The organism is Cellulomonas soli (assembly GCF_013409305.1).
In the GTDB taxonomy this organism is placed as follows: domain Bacteria; phylum Actinomycetota; class Actinomycetes; order Actinomycetales; family Cellulomonadaceae; genus Cellulomonas; species Cellulomonas soli.
On sequence record NZ_JACBZJ010000001.1, the window covers coordinates 1,628,362 to 1,641,686 of the forward strand.

A 13,325-nucleotide genomic window follows, 5' to 3' on the forward strand; every position below is an offset into this window, starting at 1 on the left:
GAGGGAGACGTCCCTGACGGGGACGTCGAGCGTCCAGGAAGGGCCGCTCACGCCTCCACCGCCACCCCCTCGTCGACCGGGCTCGTGTCCGTGCTCGTGTGGGAGACGACGACGAACGTCCGGCCGGTCGCACGGGCCCGGGACCGGAGTTCCTCCAGGACGCGTTCCGCCTCACCCGGCGACAACGCACTCAACGACTCGTCCAGCACGGCGAGCTCCACCCCCGACGCCTGCGCGTGGGCGACGAGCAGGCGCTGACGGTCTGCCAGCGACAGGTCGCCGACGGGCCGCGCAAGGTCGGCCCCGGGCACGCTGGCACCGACCGCCTCGCACACGTCGGCAACAGCGACGGTCCGGACGGGGAGGTCGTCCTCCAGGAAGATCGCGGCGCTGCCCCTGCGTGCGGTCACGGATCGGAGCGCGATGCTCTTCCCGACACCCGTCCGTCCGGAGACCTGCAGCAGGCGCCCCCCGTCCTGCGCCACCGCCGCCTCGAGCATCGCCACGGTCCGGCTGACCAGCGGCACCGGGGGCGGGACCGAGTCCGGCGCGTCCAGCAGCGACGTCACGCGAGCGGCGGTCGCCGCGGAGACGCTGATCGACTGGACCGACTCGACGAGCTGCGGGAGCTGGTTGGCGATCGTGTAGACGAGGTAGGCGATCACAGCCGGGGCGATCGCGCTCGACACGCGGTCGGCCTCCAGGGCGAGAGCGGTGCCCGCTCCGAAGATCACGAGCCCGGCGGTCTGCAGCTCGGTCCGTCGCCGCATCATCGCCGAGACGAGACCCTCTGACGCGCGCCCGAAGCGGTCCTCCTCGACGCCGTAGGTGGTCAGGACCGCGGCACGCAGCTGCGGGTGCGACCCCGCGGAGTCGTCGTCGAGCGCGCCGGTCGAGAAGGCCATGAAGGTGCCCCGCGCCCGCGACTGCTCACCGACGGCCGTCACGATGCGGCGTTCGCCCGATCGGTGCAGGACGAACGCGAGCGGGACCAGGACCGCGATGACGAGCACGATCGCCGGCTCGCCCAGCGCGAGCGCGAGGACCACGCCCACCAGCTGCGTCGTGACGACCAACGCGCCGACGAGCTGCGCCGGGACCTGCATCTGGATGCTCGAGAAGTCCTCGCCGAACCGACCCACGAGCTCGCCCGTCCGGGACGGACCGGCGATCCAGGCGAGCCGGTCGGCGATCCGCGCGTGGAGCTCGGTCAGGCGCGCGACCGGGGTCCGGTGCTGCAGAAGGTTGACCCCGAGCGTGACGACGAGGGTGGCGACCAGGAGCACGAGCAGGATCGCGGCCTGGCGTCGGTCGCCGTCCGACCGTGTCCCGCCGAGGACGATCGGCAGCACGACGCCCAGCGTGGAGGTCACGACGACGGCAGCGCACAGCAGTGCCGTCCCCCCGGCGCCGAGGACGATGAGGACCGCACGCGCCGCGGAGCCGACGGTCGGACGAGGAGTGGCGAAGCCCGGGTCCTCGACCGCGGCCTCAGCGGTGCGAACCGGGACGGGCACCGGGGCGGCGGGCTCGTGGCCATCCGGCACGCGTTCGAGGGTCCGGACCACCGGTTCACCGACGAGAACCCCGTCGCGCAGCGTCAGCGCGATCTGCTGGTCCACCGGCACACCCAGGCAGTCCTCCGCCACGAGGACCACACGCCGGCCTGCATCGACGATGCGACCCACGAGCCGGAGCCTGCTCGCGCGATCGATCGCGGCCAGCGTCGGTTGGGAGAGGAGGCAGGGCCCGGCCGAGACCGTGAGGGCGACGGCCAGCGCGAGACGGTGACGCTCACCTCGCGACATCGACGCGAGTCGTTCGACGGCATCGGCGACGTCCAGATCGGACGGGAGCTCCAGCGCCACGAGCCAGGAGTCCAGCTCCCGCCGTGCGCCTGCGTCGAGGGAGCCGGCCCACGTCTGCACGACCCGACCGTCGAGCCTCGGGTCCGACGACAGCCACCCCCAGCCGTGGATCCGTCCGGCCGCACGAACGAGGTCGGACGCCGCCGCCTCGGCGGCCTCGCCGGACACGCTCAACCACGTGACGCCGGGAGTCTGGTCGATGCCGCGCAGCACGTCGAGGTCGACGTCAGCCCTGGGGGCGAGGCGTCGTTCGTCCCACGCCTGGAGCATCGGGATGGTCAGCCGCACGACGCGGTAGTTCGTGACGGCTTCCTGCAGCGCGCTCGACAGCAGACCGGCGGCCACCAGCAGCGGGACGAGGGTGGAAGCTCCACCGTCGGCGCCCAGGACGAACACCAACGCAGCCGTCGTGACCACGACGGGCACAGCTGCCGAGGCGACGACCCCGTTGACCACCTGCAGGTTCGCCCGTCGGAGCAGGACGGGCACCTGGGCGTCCCGGCGCGCCTGCATCCAGCCCGCCACGTGCTCGGAGAGCCCTGCCGCCCTCAGCTTCCAGGCGGCGTTGCTGAGATCGCGGATGCGGTCGACACGCGCCGCCTCGCTCTCGATGTATCGGTGGTAGACGGCTCCGACGAGGTGGACGAGCCGGAGCGCCATGAGGGTGGCGACGCACACGCCGACGAGGGCGGTCCACCCGACGGTGCCGTAGGTGAGGACCACGAACGTCGCGATGGCGACGGATCGAACCAGGGTGATGGCCAGGTCGACGACGTACGCGAACTGGCTGATCTGAGCCGGGTGGGTGCTGAACCGGCCCGTGGACGGGGCGCGCCGACCGGAGGAGTCGTCGAGCGACTCCTCGAAGAACGTGCGCAGGGCGAGGAACCGTACGGCGACGACGAGCCGCAGCTCCGCACCCTCCTTGGCCCAGCCCGCCACCGCCGAGAGGACGGACGCGCCCACGAGCAGCGCCGCCCAGGAAGCAGCGTCCTCACCCGCGGACAGCGCTCTGCTGAACCGATCGAAGAGGTACGGGGTCGCACTGACCGCCGCCGCCGCGACCAGACCGGAGCCCGCCACCGTCGCGGTGAGCCTCGGCCGCGCGGTGAGGAAGGCGAGCCAGGCGCGCATCCCGCGGCGCGACCCGACGCGGGATGCGAAGCGTTCCTGAGCGGAGACGCCGGTCACAGCGCGTCGTCGAATCGTCCGAGTGGCACACGCGGGAGGCTAACCACCGGGACGCAGCCCTGAGCAGCCCGAGTCGCCGAACACGCCGACGCGGCCCTCGGTGCGGCGGTGACGGCGCCGACCAGCCGGTGCCAGCACACCGCCTCGCCTCGCGGGCCACCGGGTGCGCGCCCACACTGGCCCTGCCGCGACCGGACGGTCGCGGGCGAGCCCAGCAGCGCGAGGCGACCATGGAACCGGACGGTCCGCACGCCCCCGACGACCCCACGGTCACCGACCCCGAGCACTACCGGGTCGTGCTGGAGAACGACCGGGTGCGCGTCCTGGAGTACCGCGACGTGCCGGGTGCGCGTACCCACCCGCACCGGCACCCCGACTCCGTGATGGTGACGGCCACCGGGTTCCGTCGGCGCATCACCTCGGGCGAGCGGGCGGTGGAGGTCGAGCTCGAGCCCGGGCAGGTGCGGTGGCTCGCCGGTCAGGAGCACGTGGGGGAGAACGTCGGGACCAGCCCGACGCACGCGTTCTTCGTCGAGCTCAAGGAGCCGCACCCGGGCGGAGCCGATGGCGGCCCGGGCGGCGCAGCCGGCCTCGCCGACGGGCCACCCGCGCCGCTCGGCCCGGCCTGAGGCCCGGGGAGCGACGCGGGTCGCGGGTCAGTCCTGCGGTGCCTGGGCCGAGGCGGCCGCTGCTGCGGCGGCGGGCAGTGCGTCGACGATCCGGCCCACGGCCTCGTCGTCGTGCGCGGCCGAGACGAACCACGCCTCGAACGCCGACGGCGGCGCGGAGACCCCCGCCTCCAGCAGCGCGTGGAAGAACGGGGCGTACCGCCACGACTCCGTGGCCTGCACGGCCGCGTAGTCGCGCGCACCCTGGGCGGCGGCCTCGGCACCGAACATGATGCTGAACAGGCTGCCGGCCCACTGGATCGCGTGCGGCACGCTCGCCGCGGCCAGCGCCTGCGAGACCGCCGAGCGCAGCTGCGCGGACGCGGCGTCGACCCGGGCGTACACGGCGTCGTCCGCGAGGCGCAGCGTGGCCAGGCCGGCCGCGGTCGCCACCGGGTTCCCCGACAGGGTCCCCGCCTGGTAGACGGGCCCGAGCGGTGCGAGCTGCTCCATGACGTCGACCCGACCCGCGACGGCCGCCACGGGCAGGCCGCCGCCGATGACCTTGCCGAAGGTCAGCAGGTCGGGCTCCCAGCCCTCGGCCTGACCCTCGAAGCCCCACCAGCCGGCCGGGCCGACCCGGAAGCCGGTGAGCACCTCGTCCTGCACGAACAGGGCACCGTGCTCGTGCGCGATCCGGCGGACCTCGCCGTTGAAGCCGGGCAGCGGCGGCACCACACCCATGTTGGCGGGCGCGGCCTCGGTGATGACCGCGGCGATCCGCTCGCCGTGCTCGGCGAACGCAGCGGCGACGGCGTCCAGGTCGTTGTACGGCACGACGATCGTCTCGGCCGCGACGGCGGCGCTCACACCGGCCGACCCGGGCAGGGCGAGCGTGGCCAGGCCGGAGCCGGCCGCCACGAGCAGCGCGTCGACGTGACCGTGGTAGCAGCCGGCGAACTTCAGCACGAGGTCACGGCCGGTGAACCCACGGGCCAGCCGCAGGGCCGTCATCGTGGCCTCGGTGCCGGTCGAGACCAGGCGGACGCGGTGCGCGGCCGGGACCCGACGGCGGATCTCCTCGGCCAGCTCGCCCTCGGTGACGGTCGGCGCACCGAAGCTCAGACCGCGGGACACGGCCTCGTGCACGGCGTCGAGCACGACCGGGTGCCCGTGGCCCAGCAACGCGGGACCCCACGAGCCGACCAGGTCGACGTACTCGTGCCCGTCGACGTCGGTCACGTACGCGCCGAGGGCCGATGCCAGGAAGCGGGGTGTCCCGCCGACCGAGCCGAACGCCCGCACGGGGGAGTTCACCCCTCCGGGGATCACCCCCTGCGCCTGCCGGAACGCGTCCTCGCTGGTCGTCGTCCGCCCATCCATGGTGTCGGACCCGAGCTCACTCATCGCTTCTCCTCTGCCAGCCATCCGGCCAGCTCCGTAGCCCAGTAGGTGAGGACGTGGTCGGCACCGGCGCGCCGGATGCCGACCACGGACTCCTCGATCGCGCGGCGCCGGTCGATCCACCCTGCCGCCGCAGCGGCCTCGATCATCGCGTACTCGCCCGATACCTGGTAGGCGGAAATCGGGACGGACGACATCGCCGCCACGTCGGCCAGGACGTCGAGGTAGGACATGGCCGGCTTGACCATGACGACGTCGGCCCCCTCGGCGATGTCGATCGCGACCTCGCGCAGCGCCTCGCGGCGGTTCGCCGGGTCCATCTGGTAGGTGCGGCGGTCGCCCTCGAGGGTCGACTCGACCGCGTCGCGGAACGGGCCGTAGAACGCCGAGGCGTACTTCGCGGCGTAGGCGAGCACGGCGACGTCGAGGTGCCCGGCCTCATCGAGAGCGTCCCGCACGACGCCGACCTGGCCGTCCATCATGCCGCTGAGCCCGACGAGGTGGGCGCCCGCGTCGGCCTGGGCGAGGGCCATCTCGGCGTACCGGACGAGCGTCGCGTCGTTGTCGACGGCGCCCGTGGCGGTGAGCACGCCGCAGTGCCCGTGGTCGGTGAACTCGTCGAGGCACAGGTCGGCCTGCACGACGAGCGCGTCACCGACCTCGGCCACCACGTCGGCGATCGCCCGGTTGAGGATCCCGTCGGGGTCGGTGGCCTGCGTGCCGACCGCGTCGCGGACCAGCGGGACGCCGAACAGCATGAGCCCGCCCAGCCCCGCCTCGGCGGCCTCCGCGGCCGCCCGCCGCAGGCTGTCGCGGGTGTGCTGGACGACGCCCGGCATGGAGGCGATGGGTCGCGGCTCGGCCAGGCCCTCCCGCACGAAGACCGGCAGCACGAGCTCGGCCGGGTGCACCCGTGTCTGGGCGACGAGGCGCCGCATCGCGGGCGTGCTGCGCAGGCGACGCGGACGGATACGGCCGACACCCTCGGACGCGGGCCCGGACGGGCGCGCCGACGACGGGTCGGACGGGTGCTGCGGGTCGGCGGAGGTCACACGGGCTCCTCGGAGGACGGTGCGGGGGTGTCGGGTGCGGAGTCGTGCCGGGCGGTGGCCAGTGCCGTGCCCAGTGCCGTGACCAGGCCCTGCATCGTCTGCTCGGCGGCGACGGCGGCCACGGGCAGGCCGAGCCGCCGTGCCTCCGCGGCCGTCGACGGCCCGATGCAGACCAGCAGCGTGCCGGCCGGCGGCGTCCCGAGGTGGGCGGCCAGCTCGCGCACGGTCGAGGCGGACGTGAGCAGCGCGGCGTCGATCCTGCCCTCGCGCCAGTCGGCGACGACCTCGGCGGACGGCGGTGCCGCGGCGACCGTGCGGTACGCGACGACGTCGTCGACCTCCCAGCCGCGGGCGCGCAGGCCGTCGGCGAGCGTCGCCGAGGCGAGGTCCCCGCGCGGGAAGAGCACGCGTCCGGGACCGTCCGGCAGGGCCGGTTCGGCGGCGGTCACGCGGAGCAGTGCCTCGACGAGCAGCGCGGCGGTCGACCCGGTCGGCGGCACGAGGTCCACGCGCAGGCCGGCCTCCCGCAGCGCGCGGGCCGTGCCGGGGCCGACCGCGGCGACACGCGTGCCGGTGCGACGCACGAGCTCCTCGAGCGGGGCGTCGACGTCGACCGCACGGTCGACCAGCACGGGCACGGCGGCGGCGCTGGTGAGCACGAGCCAGGAGTACCACCCGGCGCCGAGCGCCAGCAGGGTGTCGTCGAGGTCGGTCGGGTCCTCCGGCAGGACGGTCTCGATGAGGGGCACGACGACCGCCTGCGCACCGGCCGCTCCGAGCGCGACCACGGCAGGGCTGGTCCCGGCGCTCGGGCGCGGGACGAGCACGCGCAGACCGGCGAGCGGTCCGCCGGCCCGTCGGTCGCTCGGGTCGCCGACCGGGTCACCGGGACGGCTGCCGGTCGGGTCGTCGGTCGGTCGGGAGGGCGTGGTCATCGGGTGGCGCCCAGCTCCGCGAGCTCGGCCGCGCCGGCGTCGAGCAGCTGCTCGGCGAGCGCACGCCCGAGCTGCTCGGCGGCGAGCGTGTCGGCCTGCGCCTCGGCGAGGGCGTCGGCGAGCGTGCCGGCTGCCGGCGACGCGCCGGCGACGGCCCCGAGGACCGTGGTCGACGACCGCCGCAGGGTCCGGGTGCCGTCGGTGCGCGCGACCACGGCGTCCAGGTGCAGGGTCCGTCCGTCGTCGTCGAGCCGGCCGAGGGCCCCGACGGGTGCCGCGCAGCCGGCCTCGAGCCGGGCGAGCAGGGCCCGCTCGGCGACGACGGCGAGCCGGGTCGGCCGGTGGTCGAGCGCCCGCAGCGCGCGGGCCAGGGGGGTCGTGCCGTCGGCGTCGGCGGTGCGCACCTCGACGGCCAGCGCTCCCTGCCCGGGCGCGGGGGCCATGACGTCGGGCTCGAAGGTCTCGGTCACCTGGTCGAGCCGTTCGAGGCGGGCGAGCCCGGCGCGGGCCAGCACGACCGCGTCGAGGTCGCCGGGCGCGACCCGGCGCAGGCGGGTGTCGACGTTGCCGCGGATGTCCACGACGTCCAGGTCAGGGCGGGCGGCCAGCAGCTGAGCGGCCCGTCGGGGAGAGCCGGTGCCGACCCGGGCGCCCGTGGGCAGGGTGGCGAGCGTGAGGCCGTCGCGGGCGCACAGCGCGTCGCGAGGGTCCTGCCGGAGCGGCACGGCTCCGAGCACGAGCCCGTCCGCGGGTCCGGTGGGCAGGTCCTTGAGCGAGTGCACGGCGAGGTCGCAGCGCCCGTCGAGGAGGGCGTCGCGCAGCGCGGTGACGAACACGCCCGTGCCGCCGAGGCTCGCCAGGGAACCGGTGAGCCGGTCGCCGTCGGTGCGCACGCGGACGGTCTCGACCGTGAGGCTCTCAGATCCGGGGTGCGCTGCGAGCGTGGCGAGCGCCTGGGCGACGTGGCCCGTCTGGGTCAGGGCGAGGATGCTCGCGCGGGTGCCGACACGCACGTGCTGGGGCATGGGGCTCAGTGTCCCTCTCGTCGGCGGGGAAGTCGAAAAGCGTGCGACGGGGCCGATGAAGTGCGCGTCCGACGGCATTCCGAGAATGTCGCGCCGTGCATTCTGTGGCCTTGTCGTGACGTGTTGTCAGAAAATGTCCGTCAGTCCTGCAGAGAACGCGCCGCAGCCCGCGCGGCGGGCACCACGGAAGCCAGGCCGTTGCCGTCGGCCCACGCCCCGCAGACCGCCACCCCCGGCAGGTCCGCGACAGCCGCACGCACCGCCGCGACCGCCTCCCGATGGGTCGCCGACGGCCGGGGGAGCGCCTGCGTCCAGCGCACCACCGCCGTCCCGACGACCTGCTCCGCGGTGAGCGGCACACCCAGCAGCACCGAGGCATCACGCACCGCCTGCTCGACGAGCACCGCGTCGTCGCCCTCACGCACAGGCACGGTCAGCGGGCTCTGCTCGCCGTCCTTCCGCCCGCCCGCACCCTGCCGGTTGTCCGCCCCCGCGCGGCCGTACGACAGGCGCACGACGTGTCGGTCGGCCGGCACGTCCCGACGCAGCCACGCCCACTTCGCGGTCGCGTGCGTCAGCGCCTTCGCCTGCACGTCCGTGGCGCCCGGGGCGACCAGCACCCCCGTGCCGCGCGGTGCCGCGTCCAGCGCCGGGCAGTCCACGACGAGCGTGACGAGCGTGACCCGCGCACCGTCGTCCGGCCGTGCGGCGCTCAGGTCCGCGACCCGGGCGGCCTGCAGCAGCTCGCCCGCCGCGGGCGTCGCCAGGACCAGGCGGGGCGTCTGCACCGTCGCGTCGTCCAGCAGCACGCGCGTCGACCCGTCGGGCTGCGGGGCCAGCGCCCGCACGCGCGACCGCGTCCGGACCTGACCGCCGTGCGCCTCGACGTCGGCCACCAGCGCGTCGACCATCCGGAACATGCCGCCGTCCACACCCTGCACGGCCGCACCCGCGGGCGCCGCCGCCCGCATGGCCTGCACGGCACGCGCCAACGAGCCGCGCGCCGCCGCCCGGGCGGCCTGCAGGCCCGGGGCCACCGCGTCGACCGCCAGGTCGTCCGGGTCCGCCGCGTGCACGCCGCCGACGATCGGTTGCACGAGCCGCTCGACGACACGACGACCCATGCGGGCGGTCACCAGCGCGCCGAGCGAGGCCGCGTCCTTGCCGACCGACGCCGGCAGCACCAGGTCGAGGGACGCGCGCAGCGCCCCGCCCAGACCCAGGGTGGCTCGCACGTCCGCGGCCCACGGGCGCGCCGGGATCCCCAGGACGCCCGTGCGCGGCAGCGGACCGTCCTTGCCCGGCAGGTGCGCCCAGGAGCCGACGGTTTGCGGCACGCGCAGCGCGTCGCCCAGCCCGAGCTCCTCGAGCAGGGCGGCCACCGCGCCGCCGCGGGTCGCGAACGACTCCGCACCCGCGTCCAGCCGCAGGCCCGCGACCTCGTGGCCGCGCACCGAGCCACCGGCCGCGTCCCGACCCTCGAGGACCAGGGTGGGAACGCCGGCGCGCACCAGCTCGCGGGCCGCGACGAGCCCGGCGACACCACCGCCGACGACCACCGCCCCCCACTGCTCGTCCGGCGAGGTGGAATCGGGGCGGGGCCGGCTGCGCCGGTCAGGGGTGGCCACGATCAGATCTCGTGCACGAGACGCGCGACGCGGGTCAGCACGTCCGGATCCGTGGTCGGCGGGACGCCGTGCCCCAGGTTCACCACGTGCGACGGTGCCTGCGCACCACGCGCGACGACATCCCGCACATGCGCCTCGAGCACCGGCCAGGGGGCCTCCAGCAGCGCGGGGTCGATGTTGCCCTGCAACGGCGTCCGCCCGCCCAGCCGGCGGTTCGCCTCGTCGAGCGGGAGCCGGTAGTCCACGCCGATCACGTCCGCCCCCACGTCGCGCATCGCGACCAGGAGCTCGCTCGTGCCCGTGCCGAAGTGCACCCGGCGCACGCCGTCGGCCGCCAGGTCCTCGACGTGCGACAACGCGCGCGCCGACGCCGGTGCGACGTGCGCGACGTAGTCGGCCAGGCCCAGCGACCCGGCCCACGAGTCGAACAGCTGCGTCGCGCTCGCACCGGCCAGCACCTGCGCCCGCAGGAACGCCCCCGTCACGTCGGCCGCCCACTCCGTGAGCGCCACCCACGTCTCGGGATCGGCGTGCATGAGCGTGCGGGCCGCCAGGTGGTCGCGCGACGGGCCGCCCTCGACCAGGTACGCGGCCAGCGTGAACGGCGCCCCCGCGAACCCGATGAGCGGCGTCGAGCCCAGCGCGGCGACCGTACGGGCCACGCCCTCGGCGACCGGTGCGAGCTGCTCCGCGGTCAGCGGCCCCAGGTCGCGCAGCCGGGCGACGTCCTCGGCCGTGCGCACCGCGGATCCCATCACCGGCCCGACCCCCGGCTTGATCTCCACGTCGACCCCCGCGAGCTTCAGCGGCACGACGATGTCGGAGAAGAAGATCGCCGCGTCCACGTCGTGCCGGCGCACCGGCTGCAGCGTGATCTCCGAGGCCAGCGCCGGGTCGAGGCAGGCCTCCAGCATCGCGGTGCCCTCGCGTGCCGCCCGGTACTCCGGCAGCGACCGCCCGGCCTGCCGCATGAACCACACGGGGCGCCGGGAGGATGCCCGTCCGGAATACGCGTCGACCAGCGGCGAATGGGTGGTGCGACCGTCGACGAGAGGGTGCGCGGAGGGCAGATTCACCCTGCGATTGTGCCGGACTTTTCCGAGGATGATTCAATCGCCCCGTGGTGCTGCTGAGTCTTGTCGCCAGTCACCACGACCTCGACCTCGGCGTGCTGGAACGGCTCCAGCAGGACGTGCACGCCGTCGGCCGCGAGCTCGTGGCGGCGACCGGGTACGTCACGGGTGCCGTCGTCCTGGCGACCTGCAACCGGTTCGAGCTGTACCTGGACGTCGACGACATCGAGCACGCGCCCCTCGCGACCGCCGCCGCCGCACAGACCGTGGCAGCCCGGTCCGGCTACACGACCGTCCAGGTCGGCACGCACCTGCACGCCCTCACGGGCACCGAGGCGAGCGTGCACCTGTTCGCCGTGGCCAGCGGCCTGGACTCGATGGTCGTCGGCGAGCGCGAGATCGCCGGGCAGGTGCGGCGTGCGCTGACCGGAGCGCGCCGCGACGGCACGACGACCTCGGGGCTCGAGGCGCTCTTCCAGGCGGCCTCCCGCACGTCCCGCACGGTCGAGGCGCGCACCGGGCTCGGGTCCACGGGACGCTCCGTGGTCGGCGTCGCGCTCGACCTCGCGGAGGACGACCTGCCCGACTGGTCCGCCGTGCGGTGCGTGCTCATCGGCACCGGCTCGTACGCCGGCGCGAGCCTGGCCGCGCTCAAGGCCCGCGGCTGCACCGACGTGCGCGTCTACTCCCCGAGCGGGCGCGCGGGTCCCTTCGCCGCGGCGCGCGGCGTGCACGCCCTGCCGCCGGGTGCCGACCTGCATGCCGAGCTGGCCGACGCCGACCTCGTGGTGGCCTGCAGCGGCGCGGCCGGTGCCGTGCTCGAGGTCGACGCGCTCGCGGCGGTCCGCACGGGGTCGTCGCGTCCGCTCACGGTCGTGGACCTCGCACTCAAGCACGACGTGGACCCGGGGGTGCGTGACCTGCCGGGCGTGCGCCTGGTGAGCCTGCAGACCGTGGCGGAGCATGCACCGGCCGAGCACGACGCGGTGCTGACCGCCCGGGACGTCGTGGCATCCGCGGCCGAGGAGTTCGAGGGCGACCGGCGCGTGCGCGAGTGGGACGCGGTGCTGGTCGCCGCGCGCACCCGGGTGCTCGGCGGTCTCGAGACGCGCCTGAGCAGCCTGCCCGAGCAGCTGCGCGACGAGGTGGCCGAGCGCGCGCTGCGGAGGCGGACGCGCACCCGCCTGCACGGTCCGACCGTGCGGGCCCGTGAGGCGGCACGCGCGGGCGACGCGATCGCCTACGCCCAGGCGTTGGCCGAGCTGTCGCAGATCCCGGTCCCGGAGGTCGACGGCCACGAGGTCGGCACCGCCTGACGTCCGGTCCCGGCCGCCGCACGGGCGTCGGGGCCGCGAACGGGCCCGGAGACACAGGTGCCGGGCCTGGTTCGGGGGGGAGGGAACCAGGCCCGGCAGTCCGGGGGGTCAGGCCGTCGCCGTGACCGAGGGGGGAAGCGCTCTCAGGTCGTCGCCCAAGAGGGGTCCTGCGGGAGGAGCGGCACCTGCGGTGCCGAGGGACCGGGCGCCCACGTGTGCGGGACGACCTGGTTGGTCTGGATGTCGGTCAGCTCGGCCGCGTAGACGATCGCCTCGTAGACGCCGGCCTCGACCTGCTCGAGCTGCAGCCGCTCGGCCCGCTCGATGTCGTCGCCCAGGTGCGAGATCCGCGCGACGACGTAGCGCTGCGCGTCCTGCCACTGGTCGACGACCCGCACGCTGAGTCCGTTCCACCGCGCGGTCAGGTCGAGCTCGAACAGCTCGGTGACGTCCTCACGGGCGACCCGGCGGAACCAGCGTCCGGTCGGCGACTGGTGGAAGCCGGTCTCGGCGAGCGGCGGGTTGGCCAGCGCGAGGACCACGGTGTGCCCGTTGTCGACGACGTCGGCCTCGAGGTAGGCGCCGTGCCACTTGGCGACCGGGCCCACGCATCGCGACAGCGACGCGAGCGCCGGCTGCGGTGCACCGAACTGCCCGACGACCCAACCCGTGCCGACGTCCACGTAGCGCGCCAGCAGCACCTGCGAGCCGTCGGCGAACACGCGGACGAGCTCGGCGCCCGGGGGGATGCGGGAGTGACGCAGCCACCACAACGGCACGATGTAACCGGGGACGTCGCGGTACTGCAGCTGAGGCGAGGAGTGGAACCGCAGCAGGTCGATCGAGCGATCGAACGGGCTGAACGGCGACCCGGGGTAACCCAGGCCGTGCACCTCGAACAGCTGGGACGGGGTCGTCGCGAAAGCGACGTCCTCGGCCCGCACCACATATCCGGCCACGCGGTCGTGGCCCGCGGTCAGGATCGCGCGGGTGAGCGACGGCGTGATCGCCTTCTGCATGAGCGTCACGTTGGCATCCTTGCCCGGGAATCGGAGGGGAACTCGGGGCGTGCTCAGTGGTACTGCAAGAAACGGACGATCCAGACGGATCGGTCACGATCATGCAGGGTGAGCAGGGCGGATGTCCAGAACCTCCGTTCGGCCGAATGGGGGAATCTCATGGGATTCTCATGAGACGCGCTGGACGCGCCGACGCCGCGCCGGTC

10 protein-coding genes are annotated in these 13,325 nt (G+C 74.9%); 2 read left to right on the forward strand and 8 right to left on the reverse strand.

Going from position 1 to position 13,325, the window contains the following annotated elements:
- Positions 1-47: 47 nt before the first annotated feature.
- Entirely contained in the window at positions 48-3,059 is a 3,012-nt protein-coding gene (locus BKA22_RS07575; RefSeq protein WP_146954618.1) for a hypothetical protein, read from the reverse strand.
- Between the two features lie 230 nt (positions 3,060-3,289).
- On the opposite strand from BKA22_RS07575, the gene BKA22_RS07580 reads away from it, so the two are divergent.
- A complete protein-coding gene (locus tag BKA22_RS07580; protein ID WP_146954654.1) occupies positions 3,290-3,688 on the forward strand; it encodes a cupin domain-containing protein in 399 nt (132 codons plus the stop codon).
- Positions 3,689-3,715: 27 nt separating this feature from the next.
- Here the strand turns inward: BKA22_RS07580 and hemL are convergent, their stop codons facing one another.
- From hemL to hemE, 6 genes are all read right to left on the reverse strand, one after another.
- A complete protein-coding gene (gene hemL / locus BKA22_RS07585) occupies positions 3,716-5,050 on the reverse strand; it encodes a glutamate-1-semialdehyde 2,1-aminomutase (RefSeq protein ID WP_371863676.1) in 1,335 nt (444 codons plus the stop codon).
- Positions 5,051-5,070: 20 nt separating this feature from the next.
- A complete protein-coding gene (gene hemB, locus BKA22_RS07590; protein WP_262926925.1) occupies positions 5,071-6,042 on the reverse strand; it encodes a porphobilinogen synthase in 972 nt (323 codons plus the stop codon).
- Between the two features lie 77 nt (positions 6,043-6,119).
- Positions 6,120-7,058, reverse strand: coding sequence for a uroporphyrinogen-III synthase (locus BKA22_RS07595; protein WP_146954616.1), 939 nt, complete (start codon positions 7,056-7,058; stop codon positions 6,120-6,122).
- A complete protein-coding gene (hemC, locus tag BKA22_RS07600; protein ID WP_146954615.1) occupies positions 7,055-8,083 on the reverse strand; it encodes a hydroxymethylbilane synthase in 1,029 nt (342 codons plus the stop codon). The genes BKA22_RS07595 and hemC overlap by 4 nt, the downstream gene beginning before the upstream one ends.
- A 140-nt stretch (positions 8,084-8,223) precedes the next feature.
- Positions 8,224-9,711 carry a protoporphyrinogen/coproporphyrinogen oxidase gene (locus BKA22_RS07605; RefSeq protein ID WP_179561686.1) on the reverse strand — a complete coding sequence of 496 codons (1,488 nt, stop codon included), beginning with the start codon at positions 9,709-9,711 and terminating at the stop codon, positions 8,224-8,226.
- A 2-nt stretch (positions 9,712-9,713) separates the two neighbouring features.
- Positions 9,714-10,787, reverse strand: a complete 1,074-nt coding sequence (gene hemE / locus BKA22_RS07610) for a uroporphyrinogen decarboxylase (RefSeq protein WP_146954614.1) — start codon at positions 10,785-10,787, stop codon at positions 9,714-9,716.
- A 44-nt stretch (positions 10,788-10,831) separates the two neighbouring features.
- Between hemE and BKA22_RS07615 the strand changes: the two genes are divergently transcribed.
- Positions 10,832-12,100, forward strand: a complete 1,269-nt coding sequence (locus BKA22_RS07615) for a glutamyl-tRNA reductase (RefSeq protein ID WP_146954613.1) — start codon at positions 10,832-10,834, stop codon at positions 12,098-12,100.
- Positions 12,101-12,243: 143 nt separating this feature from the next.
- Here BKA22_RS07615 and BKA22_RS07620 read toward each other — a convergent pair whose 3' ends face one another.
- Positions 12,244-13,119, reverse strand: coding sequence for a UCP033725 family protein (locus BKA22_RS07620; RefSeq protein WP_218866990.1), 876 nt, complete (start codon positions 13,117-13,119; stop codon positions 12,244-12,246).
- Positions 13,120-13,325 lie beyond the last annotated feature (206 nt).